The sequence below is a fragment of the Pseudoteredinibacter isoporae genome (assembly GCF_040372805.1).
In the GTDB taxonomy this organism is placed as follows: Bacteria; Pseudomonadota; Gammaproteobacteria; order Pseudomonadales; family Cellvibrionaceae; genus Pseudoteredinibacter; species Pseudoteredinibacter isoporae_A.
In genome coordinates, this window is the sequence record NZ_BAABWJ010000029.1 from 1 (window position 1) to 704 (window position 704).

Here is a 704-nt window from a genome sequence, read left to right on the forward strand (position 1 = left end):
GTTGCATTGGTATCGGCATCGGTTGTGTCTGTGTCGGCATTGGCAACCGGCGCCGTGTCGGTAATTAAAATATCCAACGTGCCGTTTGCTGTGGTGCCGTCGCTGTCCGTGACAATCACCGCCAGGCTATCGACGACTTCACCACTACTATGATCCTTCGATGTTCCGTTTGGATCATAGCTGTAAGTGACCTCACCGGTTGAAGCGTTAAAGTCGGTAATGGTCAATACACCTTCGGGTGTATTGATGGCAATGTTGGTTGTTGAAGCATTGTTGAGCGCAGCAGCACTAATGCTCTGTCCAGCGATACTCAACGATCCCAAGCCATCCGGAGTGCTAATCGTAAATGAATTACCGCTCACGCTTGAGTTTTCAACAACACTTTCGTCACCGGTAGCGCCGGCGTTGTTATCGGTGATGGTTACGGTTGGGGCACCATCGGTGGTTCCGGTAACGGTAATGGTGACTGTCGTGGTTGAGAAACTGCCATCGTTATCTTTTAAGGTGTAGCTGAAGGTATCGGTGGCGGTTGCACCTTCGGCCAAGGCAGCTGCACCCGCGCCTGGGGTGTAAGTGTAAGAACCGTCCGCTTGAATTGTTAAGGAACCAAGTGTTCCGGCAATGGCGGTATTCACACCGCCAGTAATGTCACCCGTTTGTGTACCCGCCACAACGCCGGTAATTTCTGCGGCATCGGCACCATC

General features: G+C 52.3%; 1 protein-coding gene. It reads right to left on the minus strand.

Annotation, left to right across the window (positions count from 1 at the left end):
- Nucleotides 1-704: VCBS domain-containing protein (locus tag ABWW03_RS19920; RefSeq protein ID WP_353411431.1), on the minus strand; the 704-nt coding region annotated here is incomplete at both ends.